Raw genomic sequence first — 15,869 nt, 5'->3', positions numbered from 1 at the left:
TTCGGCTATGATAGCGGCTTTGTTTTGTCAGGCCCCGTCTGCGGCCGCGCACTTGTACGTTCAAGGATCCTATGAGCAAGCCCACTGTCGAACCTGTTTCGAATTCCAAGACTGGCCCTGCCGTGCCGGTCAATTTCCTGCGCCCGATTATCCAGGCGGACCTGGACTCGGGTAAGCACACGCAGATCGTTACTCGTTTCCCGCCTGAGCCCAACGGTTACCTGCACATCGGCCACGCCAAGTCGATTTGCGTGAACTTCGGATTGGCCCAGGAGTTTGGCGGCGTCACGCACCTGCGTTTCGACGACACCAACCCGGCCAAGGAAGACCAGGAATACATCGACGCGATCGAAAGCGACATCAAATGGCTGGGCTTCGAATGGTCCGGTGAAGTGCGCTACGCGTCGCAGTATTTCGACCAGTTGCACGACTGGGCCGTCGAGCTGATCAAAGCCGGCAAGGCCTACGTCGATGACCTGAGCCCGGAACAGGCCAAGGAATACCGTGGCACCCTGACCGAGCCGGGCAAGAACAGCCCGTTCCGTGATCGCAGCGTCGAAGAAAACCTCGACTGGTTCGCCCGCATGAATGCCGGCGAATTCCAGGACGGCGCACGCGTGCTGCGGGCGAAGATCGACATGGCCTCGCCGAACATGAACCTGCGCGACCCGATCATGTATCGCATCCGCCATGCGCACCACCACCAGACGGGTGACAAGTGGTGCATTTACCCGAACTACGACTTCACCCACGGTCAGTCGGACGCCATCGAAGGCATCACCCACTCGATCTGCACCCTGGAGTTCGAAAGTCATCGTCCGCTGTACGACTGGTTCCTCGATGCTCTGCCAGTACCGGCGCACCCGCGTCAGTACGAATTCAGCCGCCTGAACCTGAACTACACCATTACCAGCAAGCGCAAGCTCAAGCAGCTGGTCGATGAGAAGCACGTTCATGGTTGGGACGATCCGCGCATGTCCACGCTGTCGGGCTTCCGCCGCCGCGGCTACACGCCGGCGTCGATCCGCAATTTCTGCGACATGGTCGGCACCAACCGTTCCGACGGCGTGGTCGATTTCGGCATGCTGGAATTCAGCATCCGTCAGGACCTCGACCAGAACGCGCCGCGCGCCATGTGCGTGCTGCATCCGTTGAAGGTCGTGATCACCAACTACCCGGAAGACCAGGTCGAGAACCTCGAACTGCCGCGTCATCCGCAGAAAGAAGAACTGGGCGTGCGCAAGCTGCCATTCGCCCGTGAAATCTACATCGACCGTGAAGATTTCATGGAAGAGCCGCCAAAAGGCTACAAGCGCCTGGAACCGAACGGCGAAGTGCGCCTGCGCGGCAGCTACGTAATTCGCGCCGACGAAGCGATCAAGGATGCCGATGGCAACATCGTCGAACTGCGTTGCTCCTACGATCCGCAAACACTGGGCAAGAACCCTGAAGGCCGCAAGGTCAAAGGCGTGGTGCACTGGGTGCCGGCCGCTGCCAGCGTCGAGTGCGAAGTGCGTCTGTACGATCGCCTGTTCCGCTCGCCGAACCCTGAAAAGGCCGAAGACAGCGCCAGTTTCCTGGACAACATCAACCCTGAATCGCTGCAAGTGCTCACCGGTTGTCGTGCTGAACCCTCGCTGGGCAATGCACAGCCGGAAGACCGTTTCCAGTTCGAGCGCGAAGGTTACTTCTGCGCGGATATCAAGGACTCGAAACCAGGTCATCCGGTATTCAACCGTACCGTGACCTTGCGTGATTCGTGGGGCCAGTGATTCTAGGAAACGACTAAAGTGCTATCGATCTACAACACGCTCACCAAGAGCAAAGAAGTCTTCAAGCCGCTGGATGGCAACAATGTGCGCATGTACGTCTGCGGGATGACCGTGTACGACTACTGCCACATTGGCCATGGCCGCAGCATGGTCGCGTTCGACCTGGTGACCCGCTGGTTGCGGTTCAGCGGTTACAACCTGACCTACGTGCGCAACATCACCGACATCGAAGACAAGATCATCAATCGGGCGAAGGAGAATGGCGAGCCATTCGACGCGTTGACCGAGCGCATGATCACTGCGATGCATGAGGATGAAGCGCGCCTGAACATCCTCAAGCCGGACATGGAGCCGCGCGCCACGGATCATATTCCGGGCATGCTGAGCATGATCCAGACCCTGATCGACAAGGGTTATGCCTACGCACCGGGCAATGGCGACGTGTATTACCGTGTCGCCAAGTTCATGGGCTACGGCAAGCTGTCGCGCAAGAAGATCGAAGACCTGCGCATCGGCGCGCGTATCGAAGTCGACGAGTCCAAGCAGGACCCACTGGACTTCGTGCTGTGGAAAGCCACGAAACCGGGCGAGCCAAGCTGGCCTTCGCCGTGGGGCGACGGCCGTCCGGGCTGGCACATCGAGTGCTCGGTGATGTCAACGTGCTGCCTGGGCGAGACCTTCGACATTCATGGCGGCGGTAGCGACCTGGAATTTCCGCACCACGAAAACGAAATCGCCCAGAGCGAAGCGGCCACTGGCAAGACCTACGCCAACGCGTGGATGCATTGCGGCATGATTCGCATCAATGGCGAGAAGATGTCCAAGTCCTTGAACAACTTCTTCACCATTCGCGATGTGCTGGAAAAGTACCACCCGGAAGTCGTGCGTTACCTGTTGGTGTCGAGCCATTACCGCAGCGCGATCAACTATTCGGAAGACAACCTCAAGGACGCCAAGGGCGCACTCGAGCGTTTCTACCACGCGCTGAAAGGCCTGCCGAGCGTGGTGCCGGCTGGCGGTGAGGCCTTCGTGGAGCGATTCACCCAGGTGATGAACGACGACTTCGGTACGCCGGAAGCCTGCGCGGTGCTGTTCGAGATGGTGCGCGAGATCAACCGTCTGCGCGAGAGCGATATCGATGCAGCGGCAGGTCTGGCGGCTCGCTTGAAAGAGCTGGCCAGCGTGCTGGGTGTGTTGCAGCTTGAAGCGGACGACTTCCTTCAGGCAGGTGCTGAAGGGCGGGTTGATGCGGCTGAGGTCGATGCACTGATCGCCGCGCGTCTGGCGGCGCGTGCCGGCAAAGACTGGGCCGAATCCGACCGAATCCGCGACCAGCTCACCGCCATGGGCGTAGTGCTGGAAGACGGCAAGGGCGGCACGACCTGGCGTCTGGCTGACTGATAGCGTCATCCGCTGCAAAACAAAACCCGCTTTGTGCGGGTTTTTGTTTTTTGGGTTATCCAGGGATTCTTGGTTGGCAGGCCTGATGCCATCGCCAGCAGGCTAGCTCCCACATTTAATTTTCGTCATGTTTGAATCTTGGGTTTGACGCAGATCTCTTGTGTGGCGAGCCTGCTCGCGATGGTCTCAAGGCTGCCACTGCCAGTGCGGCTAAATTGTCATTCCGACTGGCGCAACCGCTTGTAAAGGGTATTACGACTAACCCCAAGTCTTCGCGCCAGGTACGAAATATTCCCCCCAGCCGCCGCCAACTGCCGATTCAAATCCTCGGCATCATTCAAATCCACCGTCAGCGACTCCGGCGAATCCACCGGCTCCATCTCCAGGTCCACAAAAAAATCATCCGGCAAATGCTCCGGCCGCACCGGTTGTTCCTCGGCCATGGCCAGCGCCACCTGCATCACGCTGCTGACTTGGCGCAAATTCCCAGGCCACGGATGACGACTGAACAACTCCATCACCTCACGACTCAATCCTGCCCATTGCGACGTCTCGCGATGCTGTTCCCACAGCCGCGTGAACAGCGCCTGCTTGTCGCTGCGTTCGCGCAGTGGCGGTAATTCCAGAGTCAAACCACCAATTCGGTAATAGAGGTCTTCACGAAACCGCCCTAATTGCACCTGCTCGCGCAACGAACGGTTGGTCGCCGAAATAATCCGTATATCCACCGGGAACAGCTCGCTGCTGCCCACCGGTTGCACGCAACGTTCCTGCAAAACCCTTAACAAACGAGCCTGTGTCGGCAACGGCATGTCGCCGATTTCATCAAGGAAGAGGGTGCCCTTGTCGGCCTTGCGGATCAGCCCGATGCTGCCTTTCTGGTTAGCACCCGTAAACGCTCCCTTCTCGTAGCCAAACAACTCCGATTCCACCAGTTCGGCGGGGATCGCTGCACAGTTCACGGCAATAAACGCCTGTTTGCTGCGAGAGCTGGCCTGGTGCAGGGCTTTGACGAACACTTCCTTGCCGACCCCGGTTTCACCGTGGATGAGCAGTGGAATGTCTTTTTCCAGCAAACGCTCGGCCTGCCGCACGGCCTTTTCCACGCGGCTGTCACCGAAGTGCAGGGTGTTCAGGCTGATCGCTGCCGGTGCGGCCACGGCGGGTTCAGCGCTTTTCGCTTCGGAAAAAAGCCGTGCCTGGATCGGTACTTGTTTAGGTCGTTTCAACAGGCACTGAAAGCGGTTGCGCCCCGACGTCTGCAGGGCGAACGGCAGACCTTCCGGCTGATTCAGCAGCTCCAGCAGCGAGACCTTGAACAGGCTTTCAACGTTGACCCGCGATAGGCTGATGCCCAGCAAGTTATCGGCCCGCCGATTGGCTGACAGCACCTGACCGGTCTCATCGAAAATCAACAGCCCGGCCCATTGGCTGTCCAGATTGTTCAACCCGGTGTTGAAGGTCAGTTGAAAATGCTGGCCATGGAACAGGTTAAGGATCAACCGGTTCTCCACGGTCTGGCTCATCATCTTGACCATGCCCAGGGTGTGGGAGGGCGGCAAATAGCTGTCGCTGGACACGTCCAGTACCGCGATGACTTTGCGCTCGGCATCGAAAATAGGCGCGGCGGAACCGGTCATGAAGCGGTTGGCCTTGAGGAAATGTTCATCGTGCTCGATGTGCACGGCCTGCTCACACGCCAGTGCGGTGCCGATGGCATTGGTGCCGCTGCTACGCTCCATCCAGCTCGCGCCGGCACTGAAGCCATGGGTCAGTTTCGGTTCGATAAACCGCTGAGTTCCCCAGGACGTGAGCACCTGGCCCTGATTGTCGGCGAGCATGATCAGGCAGTTGGAATTGCTGAGGATGTTCTCGTAATACGGCAGCACTTCCTGGTGAGTGGTCTGCACCAGCGAGTGCTGGCTCTCGAGCAACTGCGCAATGCCCTCGGCGGGCAGTTGGTCGAATTTCGGGGCGCTTTGATGATTGAGACCAAACGCGCGGCATCGGGACCATGAATCCTGAATGATGGCGTCGTGGGACAGCGGCTGGACAGGTGCGGCCATGGCAGTCGATCTCTGAGCATTATTATTTTTGTTGTAAGTAACGCGATTCATGTAGCAGCTGCCGAAGGCTGCTCCGGCGACGCAGTCGCCGTAAAACGGTTTATGCGATTTCCCTGACACTCCGCGCCGCCTGATTTCACGACGGCTTCGCCGCCGGACGCAGCCTTCGGCAGCTGCTGCACAGGGTGTGTATCTCGACATTCTTCGCAGTAAAACGGTGTGTAGAGTGTTGTTCACTATTGTTCATTGTCAACGGTCGAAGTGTTCAATTGTTCAGGTGCGATTGTTCATTTCTGTTCAGCATCGAAAGCAATATCAACACCGTCTCAGAGGATTCTGAAGCGGATCAATCACTTGCAATTTCTGGCACGAATGTCGCTCTGTAGCTCCGGTCGCTTGACTCCAATAATAAAAAGGCCGAGCCATGTCATTAACCCTGGAACACGTCAGCCGCACCGTCGAGGGCCAACTCTGGATCGACGACGCCAGCTTGAGTTTCGAACCTGGTTCCTTCAACGTTTTGCTCGGTCGCACCCTTTCCGGCAAAACCAGCCTCATGCGCCTGATGGCCGGTCTGGACAAGCCCGACAGTGGCCGCATCCTGATGAATGGTGTCGACGTCACCCAGCGCCCGGTGCGCCTGCGCAACGTGTCGATGGTCTATCAGCAGTTCATCAACTACCCAACCATGACCGTGTTCGAGAACATCGCCTCGCCGTTGCGCCAGGGCGGTGTTTCCAACGAAATGATCCAGAGCAAAGTGCTCGAAACCGCGAAGATGCTGCGCATCGAGAAATTCCTCCAGCGCCATCCCCTCGAACTTTCCGGCGGCCAGCAACAGCGCACCGCCATGGCACGCGCACTGGTGAAGGATGCGGAGCTGATCCTGTTCGACGAGCCGCTGGTCAACCTCGACTACAAGCTTCGCGAAGAGCTGCGCCAGGAAATGCGCGAGCTGTTCAAGGCGCGGCACACCATTGCCATCTACGCCACCACCGAACCTAACGAAGCCCTGGCCCTGGGCGGCACCACGACCATTCTTCACGAGGGGCGGGTGATCCAGAGCGGCAAGTCTTCCGAGGTCTATCACCAGCCACAAACCGTGTTGGCGGCGGAGCTGTTCTCCGAGCCGCCGATCAACCTGATGCCGGGGCGCATCGCTGGCAACGAAGTCAGCTTCGCCAACTTTGTGCACTTTCCGCTGAACGTCGACCTGCGCCCGGTGGGCGAGGGCGAGTTCCGCTTTGGCGTGCGGCCCAGCCATATCTCGCTGGTGCCGAGCAACGACGATGACCTGGAACTGGCGGTGACCGTCGAGGTGGCCGAGATCAGTGGTTCGGAAACCTTCCTGCACGTGCGCAACGAACATTTCCTGTTGGTGCTGCACCTGCCCGGCGTTCATGAATACGACGTGGATGCGCCGATTCGCATCTATATCCCGACCCATAAATTGTTTGTGTTCGATGCGCAGGGGCGGCTGGTCCAGGCGCCCGGTCGACGTATCGCGAGGGTTGCCTGATGGCCGAAATCCGATTGCAGAACCTCGCCCACAGCTACACCCGCACGCCGACCGGTCCCGAGGATTACGCGATTCGCGAAATGGACCACATCTGGGAACAGGGTGGCGCCTACGCGCTGCTTGGACCTTCGGGCTGCGGCAAATCGACCTTGCTCAACATCATTTCCGGTCTGCTGAGTCCTTCCCAGGGCCAGGTGCTGTTCGACAACAAAGTGGTCAACGACCTGACGCCTGAGAAGCGCAACATCGCCCAGGTTTTCCAGTTTCCTGTGGTCTACGACACCATGACCGTGTTCGACAATCTCGCCTTCCCGCTGCGTAATCAGGGCATGGGCGAGGCGAAAGTCCACAGCAAGGTTCAGGAAATCGCCGAGGTTCTCGACCTGCAGGCGCTGCTGAACAAGAAGGCGCGCAACCTCACCGCTGACGAAAAACAGAAAGTCTCCATGGGGCGCGGACTGGTGCGCGATGACGTTTCCGCGATCCTCTTCGATGAGCCGCTGACGGTGATCGACCCCCACCTTAAATGGAAGCTGCGGCGCAAGCTCAAGCAGATCCACGAGCAGTTCAACATCACCATGGTCTACGTCACCCACGATCAACTGGAGGCCTCGACCTTCGCCGACAAGATCGCGGTGATGTATGGCGGGCAGATCGTGCAGTTCGGTACGCCACGGGAATTGTTCGAGCGGCCGAGCCACACCTTTGTCGGTTACTTCATTGGCAGCCCCGGGATGAACCTGATCGAAGTGCAGCCGCAGCCGGGGGGCGTGGGTTTCGCGTCGACCCATCTACCGTTGTCCGACGCTCAACTGCAGCGCATCGCCGAGTCCGAATGGCACACTTTGAAAGTCGGCATCCGCCCGGAGTTTATCCATGTGTGGGAGGAGCCCTTTGATGACGCCATGCGGGCCGACGTCGTACACGTCGAAGACCTCGGCACCTACAAGATCATGACGCTCAACCTCGACGGTGCCCCGTTGAAAGTACGCCTCGCCGAAGACAAACCGGTGCCGGAAGGCACGGCGTATATCAGTTTTCCGGCGCAATGGTTGATGGTTTATGCCGATGATTATTTGTTGCCAGCGCAAGCCAACAACAGGGAGCAGCCATGAACAAGGTGCAGAACAACAAGGCGTGGTGGCTGGTCTTGCCGGTGTTTTTGCTGGTGGCCTTTAGCGCGGTGATCCCGATGATGACCGTGGTCAACTATTCGGTGCAGGACATATTTGACCAGTCCAGCCGCTACTTCGTTGGCGCCGATTGGTACAAGCAGGTACTGCTCGATCCGCGTCTGCATGACTCGCTGCTGCGCCAGTTCATCTATTCCGGTTGCGTGCTGCTGATCGAAATCCCGCTGGGCATTGCTATTGCCCTGACCATGCCGACCAAGGGCCGCTGGTCCTCGTTGGTGCTGATCATCCTGGCGATTCCGCTGCTGATTCCGTGGAACGTGGTCGGCACCATCTGGCAGATCTTCGGCCGCGCCGACATTGGCTTGCTGGGCTCCAGCCTTAACGCCATGGGCATCAACTACAACTACGCGGCGAACACCATGGACGCCTGGGTCACGGTGCTGGTGATGGACGTCTGGCACTGGACGTCCCTGGTAGCGCTGTTGTGCTTCTCCGGCCTGCGCGCCATTCCGGATGTGTATTACCAGGCGGCGCGGATTGATCGGGCGTCGGCGTGGGCGGTCTTCCGGCACATCCAGTTGCCCAAGCTCAAGAGCGTGCTGTTGATTGCGGTGATGCTGCGGTTCATGGACAGTTTCATGATCTACACCGAGCCGTTCGTGCTAACCGGTGGCGGCCCGGGGAATGCCACGACCTTCCTCAGCCAGACCCTGACCCAAATGGCCATCGGGCAGTTCGACTTGGGTCCGGCCGCGGCTTTCTCGCTGGTGTATTTCCTGATCATCCTGTTGGTGTCCTGGCTGTTCTACACCGCCATGACTCACTCTGACGCCAACCGCTGAGGTCTGCCATGAGCAAAAGAAAGCTGATCCCGCTGCTCATCTACATCCTGTTCCTGCTGGTACCGATCTACTGGCTGCTGAACATGTCGTTCAAGAGCAATACCGAAATCCTCGGCGGCCTGACGCTGTTTCCGCAGGATTTCACCCTTGCCAATTACAAGGTGATCTTTACTGATCCGGCCTGGTACACCGGTTACCTCAATTCGCTGTATTACGTCAGCCTCAACACGGTGATCTCCCTGAGCGTCGCGTTGCCGGCAGCTTATGCGTTCTCGCGCTATCGTTTTCTCGGCGACAAGCACCTGTTTTTCTGGCTGCTGACCAATCGCATGGCGCCGCCTGCGGTGTTCCTGCTGCCGTTTTTCCAGCTGTATTCGTCGATCGGCCTGTTTGACACCCACATCGCAGTGGCCTTGGCTCACTGCCTGTTTAACGTGCCATTGGCAGTGTGGATTCTTGAAGGGTTCATGTCCGGTGTTCCGAAAGAGATCGACGAAACGGCCTACATCGACGGCTACAGTTTTCCCAAGTTCTTCGTGAAGATTTTCATTCCGCTGATTGGTTCCGGCATCGGGGTGACGGCGTTTTTCTGCTTCATGTTTTCCTGGGTCGAACTGCTGCTGGCGCGCACGCTGACGTCGGTGAATGCCAAACCGATTGCGGCGGTGATGACCCGAACGGTCTCGGCGTCCGGCATTGACTGGGGCGTGCTGGCAGCGGCGGGGGTGTTGACCATTCTGCCCGGCATGCTGGTGATCTGGTTTGTTCGCAACCACGTGGCCAAGGGCTTTGCCTTGGGCCGGGTATGAGGAACTGATGATGGAATGGATGAGTTGGACGGTCCCCACCGCGGCGTTCTTCATCGTCATTGGCCTGATTCTGGTAGGCATGACGACCTGGGAATTGCGTTCGCCGAGCGTTCTGCGGCGAGGTTTTCTACCGATTGCCACCACCCGTGGCGATCGGCTGTTTATCGGTCTTCTCGGCAGCGCCTACCTGCATCTGCTGGTAATCGGCGTCACCGACTGGAGCATCTGGGTGGCGTCCGCGTTGTCCCTGGTGTGGCTGTTGGCTGTGATGCGCTGGGGCTAGTCGAATCGATCGGCAATGTTGCTCCGAAAATCAAACAGGAGGTCTCTATGTTCGACAAAAACAATAAGCTGCGACATAGCGTTTCATTGGCAGCCATGCTGGCACTCAGCGGGTTGAGCGCTGCGGCTTGGGCCGATGCTTATGAAGATGCCGCGAAGAAATGGATAGGCAGCGAATTCAAACCGTCCACCCTCACGCCAGAGCAGCAGCTCGAGGAACTGAAGTGGTTCATCAAGGCGGCCGAGCCGTTCCGCGGGATGAACATCAAGGTTGTTTCTGAGACCCTGACCACTCACGAATATGAGTCCAAGGTGCTGGCCAAGGCCTTTACCGAGATCACCGGGATCAAGCTGACCCACGACCTGCTGCAAGAAGGCGACGTGGTGGAAAAGCTGCAGACCGTGATGCAGTCGGACAAGAGCATCTATGACGGTTGGGTCAACGACTCCGACCTGATCGGTACACACTTCCGCTACGGCAAGACCGAATCGATCACCGACCTGATGGCCAACGAAGGCAAGGATTTCACCTCGCCAACCCTGGACATCAAAGACTTCATCGGCATTTCCTTCACCACCGCGCCGGACGGCAAAATCTATCAACTGCCCGACCAGCAATTCGCCAACCTTTACTGGTTTCGCGCCGACTGGTTCGAGCGGCCTGACCTGAAAGCCAAATTCAAGGAAAAGTACGGGTACGAACTGGGTGTGCCGGTTAACTGGTCAGCCTATGAAGACATCGCCAAATTCTTTAGCGAAGACGTCAAGGAAATCGACGGTAAGCGTATCTACGGGCACATGGACTACGGCAAGAAAGACCCGTCCCTGGGCTGGCGTTTCACCGATGCCTGGTTCTCCATGGCCGGTGGCGGCGACAAAGGCATTCCCAACGGTTTACCGGTGGACGAGTGGGGCATCCGCGTCGAGGACTGCCATCCGGTCGGCTCCAGCGTGACCCGAGGCGGCGACACCAACGGCCCGGCTGCGGTCTTCGCGACGCAGAAATACGTCGACTGGCTCAAGGCCTACGCGCCACCGGAAGCGGCGGGCATGACTTTCTCCGAATCCGGCCCGGTACCGTCCCAAGGCAACATCGCCCAGCAGATCTTCTGGTACACCGCCTTTACTGCCGACATGACCAAGCCAGGGCTGCCGGTGATGAACGCCGACGGCACACCGAAATGGCGGATGGCCCCTTCGCCACGCGGTCCGTACTGGGAAGAGGGGATGAAGCTGGGGTATCAGGACGTAGGCTCCTGGACCTTCCTCAAATCCACACCGGAGAAACAGAAACTCGCCGCGTGGCTGTACGCGCAGTTCGTGACCTCGAAAACCGTCTCGCTGAAGAAAACCATCGTCGGCCTGACGCCGATTCGTGAGTCCGACATCAACTCCCAAGCCATGACCGACCTGGCGCCGAAACTCGGTGGCCTGGTGGAGTTCTACCGCAGCCCCGCCCGCGTGCAATGGACCCCGACCGGGACCAACGTGCCGGACTATCCGCGCTTGGCCCAACTGTGGTGGAGCCACATCGCCGAAGCGGCCAGCGGCGAGAAAACCCCGCAACAGGCGCTCGATGGCCTGGCCAAGGACCAGGACGCCATCATGACGCGGCTTGAACGCTCCAAGGTGCAAACAGTGTGCGGGCCGAAAATGAACCCGGAACGGGATGCGCAATACTGGTTCGATCAGCCGGGCGCACCGAAACCGAAACTGGCGAACGAAAAGCCTAAAGGCGAAACCGTGAGCTATACCGAACTGCTGAAATCCTGGGCGGATGCACGTAAGTAGGTTGATTGTTTGTTGAAAGGCGAACGGCACCGTGAGGTGCCGTTTTTTGTTGGTGTCTGTTCCACCGCAATCGCTGGCAAGCCAGCTCCCACACGGGGGCTGGGTCATGCACAGAGTGTGTGTGCACTGCAGATCCACTGTAGGAGCGAGCCTGCTCGCGATGAGGCCAGTTCAGTCGACAAACTTCATCGGCCGACCAAACTTTGCTTACAAGCACCGATGTATGTGGTGATTAACGGCAATTACTCAGGTGGGTCTAATTGGTCCAGCGCGCGATTCACCGCAAGCTCCCCTAGCATGATCACTTGTGCAATGCCGAGCAGTGAATTGCGCCTTGGCCCTTTCATTGTTTTTGAATCGCGGCTTTCGCGGAGGGATGCCGGATAATTGTCTGGCGGATTTGGTGAGAACTTGCACATAGATGAAACTCCGATGCTATTTAAAAGGAGTCATCACCGCCCCGCTACCAAACGAAGGGTGACGACCATACGAAGGTTGGTAGACCGGGCATCGAAACCGGCGCTCCCGAAGGAGCCCTGCGCATGGTCACCATAAAATACTGCCCAAATACCGGACAGTAAGAGGTGACGCTGTGCGCCGATGCTTCAGGCCTACCAAGCCCGATCACTGATTTTCAATGACCGGCAAACGATAGAACCCAAGCATATGACGCACAAGCCGGCGGATTTTGTATCACTCGTAGGTAAGGGTGCAAGGTGTTGTAGCTTTCAAGAAGTAATCTCGTGGGTGATTAAACACGCTTGTTAAACAGTGATGAAATAATGGGTAATACCTGTCAATTCCGCCCCTGTAGTAGCTGCCGAAGACAGCGATCTTTCGATTTACAGGTGATAAACAACCATGTTCGAACTGCTGGTGCGTTCGCTCATGTTGCGACGGCGGCGTTTTTCTTCTGAATGGCAACGGTTGGGAGCGCCGTTTTCTATATTCGTTAGCCGGATGAAGTCAGGAAAAAACTGAGATTTCTGGGTAGATCGATCAAGCATGCTTTTTCTATCGCGGTGAGGTGTTGCTCTGTTAGCAGGTAATCATGTAATGGGTCTTCGTCTTTTGTCCAACCCATGATCAACGATAGCTCCTTAAGCGCAATAGGGATCTGTTTTTCAAACGAAGGGAAATCTTCACCTTCCGGAACACCCACCACTAAAAATTTTGTTTTCATGTCAATCCGGCTTACTACCGTACGTGTTGCGGTTCACAACGAAATGCTGAAATTACCTTGGGTTATTACCTATGCTCCGTGATGAAATAATTCTCAGACGAGCTAAGCTTCGACGGCAATATATAAGGCCAAATTGCTGGGTAATCGCGTTCCGAGCACCTTTTCGATCTGCTGTATTTGTATGTAGCTAAGAGCAAACTCGCCTTCGGCACCTTCTGCGAAACCTTTCCATTTCATCACCGCCATAACCTCCCTCTCCTGATGTGCAGGAACATCAAGCTCGAATTTCATTGAGTCATCCTCACTGGCATCTAATAAAAAACCGCTAATGCATAAGTGCATTTTCTATCCCTTATTTGTTTGTACTTCTGTCGGGTTTCGCGTCTTCAAGACGAGCACCCGTTTCCGGATTGAATTCGCCTAGATGTTTTCCTTGCTTATCGTATATTTCGACGGTGCCATGCATAGAGTCCCATTCGAAAATACGACCTTTTCGGTCTTTCCATCGTCTGCGCTCTGCACCACCTCCTTTGACGTAGGTTTTTGATTTAACCCTTACGGCATCTGGAAAGGCTATTAGACCCTTGGGCGCAGGGTGATGAGTGAAGTCTCCTGGTCGAACGCTAACCACAACATAAACCGGCCTAACACCCGACCCCACCGGAAACACAAGAATGAAATCCTTGTACTCAGGCGGGTGAATCGGGTTGACGATGATGCTGTCGGCCAGTTTCGTCGGCGGATAAACCCATATGTGCGGTGCTTGCGGCGCAGCTTGCAGTGCCGGAATACCAAGAATGTCGGACCCGTCCTCAGCCGGAGTCCAGATCAGTTCTACACCATCCCCCAGGTCCGCCACTTGCTGGGTGCCGCGCAAGGAGAACTGCACGACATCGACCATTTCCCAGTCGCGGTTCTTGCCCGTGTAAAAACCGTAACCCTTGAGACTGCCGTCGGCCTGCTGTTCGATGTTCAGCCGAACGCGCGTACGGGCTTGTTTGAGGGCGCGTAGCTGTTCTTCGGAATAGAGCGCACTGTCACCAAGGCTTGGTGTCCAAAACACGGCCACTACGCCGGCCAGCGCGGCCGCGCCGGCCGCGCCCAGTACCGCCCCGACGCTTAGGGTAGAAGCCGCGAGCGTCGGCGCGCGAAGTGCAAGCCGGCCGATGCCGAGTGCTGTGACGTTGCCGCTGATTGTTTGCAGATCCAGCAGCCCGGCATCGCCCGCTTCGCGACCCCCAAGCCAGGCGATCTCTCCGTAGTCCTTGAGGCTATCGACCGGCACCATGCCCGATGGATACGAGTAGTTGATGATGGCGTCCGGCAAATTGCAGGACTTGGCGAAGACGCAGCCAGTGCGAATGACTTCCTGCTTTTCCATGGGAACGGGAAGTCGGTCCTCATAGGCCCTTTGCCTCGCGAGCATGTCGTCATAAGCTTTTTGTCTGGCGTCCCGCGCTGCCAATTCGGCAGTCGTCATGTCGCGGTAAGAGATGTGATGCCCGTCGCCGGACGGCGGGTTCTGAATCTGGGGAATGCCCGGTTTGCCAGCCACTGATTGTCCTTGTGAGTACGTCCATCGACGGCCCCGTTAAGGGCTGCGCGACGTTAACGAACGTGGCAAATCGTGGCTGTAGGAAGCGTCTTGGATGACGTTAGGACAGATCTTTGTTTGCGATAGGAAGACGAGTCGAACTGGAGAAGACGTGCAAAGGTGGATCGTTAGTGACTTGCGGCACTAAAACGATGGAAAAAACGAGACTGAAGGAGGGTGCTGACTAAACCAAAATAGCCAGGTCGGTGTATTTGGCAACTATTGGATCAACAGTTAAAAGTTTCATTGGCTCCGTCATGGCGGTAGCGACAATGAGGCGGTCGAACGGGTCCCGGTGATGATGTTCGAGATCCTTTACTGCAATGGCGTGTTCTGATGTCACAGGCAGTTCGATGAAACCGCTTTCGAGGCAATAATGGCGGATCTCCTCCAGATCAACCTCCAGCTTTCCAAGACCCACTTTTATGGCCATCTCCCAGAATGTTGCTGCGCTGATGTAAACATCTGCAGCACTCTCAATTTGCTTTCTGGCTTTTGCGGACAGCTTTGGGTCATCGCTGAGCGTCCATAGCAAAATATGTGTATCGAGCAGAAGCCTCATTCTTTAGCGCCTTCGAAGGCATCGAGCATCTCGTCTGGAAGTGATGCGTCGAAGTCGTCGGGTAGAACCAGTTTGCCTTTCATTGCCCCAATACGTTTACCGCAGGCTTTGCCTACGGGAACGAGCCGCGCAAGGGCGCGGCCGTGTTTGGCAATCGTGATGATTTGCCCCGCTGCGGCATCATCGACGAGCTTGGACAGGTTGTTTTTTGCTTCGGCCAAAGGGACGACGATCATCATGTCTCCTCCATATTCTGGACAAATATAGCCAAAATATCTGCGTGCGGCAAAAATACCCGGCTTCTTAGAGGCCCCAGGCGCCGGTTCGGTAAACCTCAGGTTCTGATTAATTAAAGCGATGGTTCGGCGTTCGATAGCCCGTTTGTCAAAGCTTTCCATTAGTTCGGAAAAAATCTCACGGTTCATTGCTGCTCCCTTCTCGAAGACGTCCATCAGTAATTGTTCAAGATATGCCAATCGATAATGACTGGATGTAGGACAGAGCGGGTAATACAGGGAGAGCTTTCGGACATTATTGGAGGAGTGGAGATAGGAGGTAAAAAATTCTACAAGTGCAATACCGGTAGCTGTATGAAGCGTCTTGGATGACGCTAAGAAGGGTCGCTGTTTGCGATGGCGCGAGGTGTTGAATTGAAAAAACGCGTTGTTGCTTTGCTTTGCTTTGCTTTGCTTTGCTTTGCTTTGGCTTTTGATCTTCTTGCCCCCTCGTAAGGCCGAGCGCAGGTTCTGCGCAGTGGGCAACCCGGCATGGATGCCGGGTTAGCCGCGCACGGCCATGGATGGCCGATCGCGGCGGGCCCACGGAGCAGGACCGGAGCGAGGGTATGCCGAGCCCCAGCGAGGCACCGGACGAAAGGGGCAAGAGCGTTTGGTTACTTGGCGCTTTTCCAAG

At 57.0% G+C, this 15,869-nt stretch carries 14 protein-coding genes and 1 pseudogene; 8 read left to right on the top strand and 7 right to left on the bottom strand.

The features are described from left to right. Positions 1-71 precede the first annotated feature (71 nt). Both AC3ZVB_RS18295 and cysS read left to right on the top strand, forming a co-directional pair. Positions 72-1,772: a glutamine--tRNA ligase/YqeY domain fusion protein gene (locus AC3ZVB_RS18295; RefSeq protein WP_490147340.1), complete on the top strand. Its 1,701-nt coding sequence runs from the start codon at positions 72-74 to the stop codon at positions 1,770-1,772. A gap of 18 nt (positions 1,773-1,790) precedes the next feature. Next, positions 1,791-3,173, top strand: coding sequence for a cysteine--tRNA ligase (gene cysS, locus AC3ZVB_RS18290; RefSeq protein ID WP_490147339.1), 1,383 nt, complete (start codon positions 1,791-1,793; stop codon positions 3,171-3,173). 218 nt (positions 3,174-3,391) lie between these two features. Here cysS and AC3ZVB_RS18285 read toward each other — a convergent pair whose 3' ends face one another. Continuing rightward, the gene (locus AC3ZVB_RS18285; protein WP_490147338.1) at positions 3,392-5,239 is read right to left on the bottom strand and encodes a sigma-54-dependent Fis family transcriptional regulator; all 1,848 of its coding nucleotides are present in this window, start codon (positions 5,237-5,239) and stop codon (positions 3,392-3,394) included. A 424-nt stretch (positions 5,240-5,663) separates the two neighbouring features. Here AC3ZVB_RS18285 and AC3ZVB_RS18280 point away from each other — a divergent pair, with 424 nt between their 5' ends. The 6 genes from AC3ZVB_RS18280 to AC3ZVB_RS18255 are packed head-to-tail and all read left to right on the top strand — an operon-like array spanning position 5,664 to position 11,618. Next, entirely contained in the window at positions 5,664-6,758 is a 1,095-nt protein-coding gene (locus AC3ZVB_RS18280) for an ABC transporter ATP-binding protein (RefSeq protein ID WP_162440759.1), read from the top strand. Further along, positions 6,758-7,873: an ABC transporter ATP-binding protein gene (locus AC3ZVB_RS18275; protein WP_162440758.1), complete on the top strand. Its 1,116-nt coding sequence runs from the start codon at positions 6,758-6,760 to the stop codon at positions 7,871-7,873. The genes AC3ZVB_RS18280 and AC3ZVB_RS18275 overlap by 1 nt, the downstream gene beginning before the upstream one ends. Then, on the top strand, positions 7,870-8,736 hold the full coding sequence (locus tag AC3ZVB_RS18270; RefSeq protein WP_008032762.1) for a carbohydrate ABC transporter permease: 867 nt from the start codon (positions 7,870-7,872) through the stop codon (positions 8,734-8,736). The genes AC3ZVB_RS18275 and AC3ZVB_RS18270 overlap by 4 nt, the downstream gene beginning before the upstream one ends. Positions 8,737-8,744: 8 nt before the next feature. Beyond that, entirely contained in the window at positions 8,745-9,545 is an 801-nt protein-coding gene (locus AC3ZVB_RS18265; RefSeq protein ID WP_162440757.1) for a carbohydrate ABC transporter permease, read from the top strand. Positions 9,546-9,555: 10 nt separating this feature from the next. After that, positions 9,556-9,828 carry a DUF2160 domain-containing protein gene (locus AC3ZVB_RS18260; RefSeq protein ID WP_162440756.1) on the top strand — a complete coding sequence of 91 codons (273 nt, stop codon included), beginning with the start codon at positions 9,556-9,558 and terminating at the stop codon, positions 9,826-9,828. A gap of 47 nt (positions 9,829-9,875) precedes the next feature. Further along, complete coding sequence (locus tag AC3ZVB_RS18255) at positions 9,876-11,618, top strand: ABC transporter substrate-binding protein (RefSeq protein ID WP_194692360.1); 1,743 nt, start codon at positions 9,876-9,878, stop codon at positions 11,616-11,618. 242 nt (positions 11,619-11,860) lie between these two features. Here AC3ZVB_RS18255 and AC3ZVB_RS18250 read toward each other — a convergent pair. From AC3ZVB_RS18250 to AC3ZVB_RS18225, 6 genes and pseudogenes are all read right to left on the bottom strand, one after another. Beyond that, positions 11,861-11,965: pseudogene (locus AC3ZVB_RS18250) on the bottom strand (DUF6124 family protein); the annotation flags it as partial. A 605-nt stretch (positions 11,966-12,570) separates the two neighbouring features. Then, entirely contained in the window at positions 12,571-12,801 is a 231-nt protein-coding gene (locus AC3ZVB_RS18245) for a DUF7683 domain-containing protein (RefSeq protein ID WP_490147337.1), read from the bottom strand. 102 nt (positions 12,802-12,903) lie between these two features. Continuing rightward, a complete protein-coding gene (locus tag AC3ZVB_RS18240) occupies positions 12,904-13,143 on the bottom strand; it encodes a pyocin S6 family toxin immunity protein (RefSeq protein WP_490147336.1) in 240 nt (79 codons plus the stop codon). Between the two features lie 10 nt (positions 13,144-13,153). Then, positions 13,154-14,356: a colicin E3/pyocin S6 family cytotoxin gene (locus tag AC3ZVB_RS18235; protein ID WP_490147335.1), complete on the bottom strand. Its 1,203-nt coding sequence runs from the start codon at positions 14,354-14,356 to the stop codon at positions 13,154-13,156. 223 nt (positions 14,357-14,579) lie between these two features. Continuing rightward, positions 14,580-14,957, bottom strand: a complete 378-nt coding sequence (locus tag AC3ZVB_RS18230; protein ID WP_490147334.1) for a type II toxin-antitoxin system VapC family toxin — start codon at positions 14,955-14,957, stop codon at positions 14,580-14,582. Next, a complete protein-coding gene (locus AC3ZVB_RS18225) occupies positions 14,954-15,250 on the bottom strand; it encodes a type II toxin-antitoxin system Phd/YefM family antitoxin (protein WP_490147409.1) in 297 nt (98 codons plus the stop codon). The genes AC3ZVB_RS18230 and AC3ZVB_RS18225 overlap by 4 nt, the downstream gene beginning before the upstream one ends. Positions 15,251-15,869: the final 619 nt, after the last annotated feature.

Source organism: Pseudomonas sp. MDV22-iso1 (assembly GCF_058145095.1).
The sequence above is the reverse complement of the archived record's forward strand: the minus strand, read 5'-3'. Positions and strand labels throughout refer to the sequence as shown.